1 pseudogene is annotated in these 419 nt (G+C 37.2%); it reads left to right on the top strand.

The window, feature by feature from the left end:
• Window positions 1-336: pseudogene (locus EZH24_RS13495) on the top strand (variable surface family protein); the annotation flags it as partial.
• Window positions 337-419 lie beyond the last annotated feature (83 nt).

Raw genomic sequence — 419 nt, 5'->3', positions numbered from 1 at the left:
ATAGCTTTTCCTTTGGGCTTTAGCGCTAAGACGGAGAGCGATACGATAGAGTTTTATTTAGAGCCAGCTTTATCTCTAACTATAGTAAACGCGAAAAATATATATTCGTATCAAGATGTCCAAACGGGTTCATACGAGAGAAGAAAGTCATTTTTCTATACTCTCGGTTATGTAGTTTACGGAGAATTATATATTCGTCCGATACCTCGATTGGAATGGTATACCGAACTTCAAACGGGAGGCGCTACTGTAGCGGGAGAATTGGCTGATACTTCTTCTGGAGGCAGCACTTCGGTTATATTTAACGCTTCTACGGGGATAACTTGGTATTTTTAAATATTGATTCTTCCTTGTAAATTGGTTTTATAGAGTATATAGAATCGTCTTTTATTAGGCGGTTCTATATATGTTTTTTATCC

The organism is Brachyspira catarrhinii (assembly GCF_005518285.1).
Lineage (GTDB): Bacteria > Spirochaetota > Brachyspiria > Brachyspirales > Brachyspiraceae > Brachyspira > Brachyspira catarrhinii.
The sequence above is the reverse complement of the archived record's forward strand: the minus strand, read 5'-3'. Positions and strand labels throughout refer to the sequence as shown.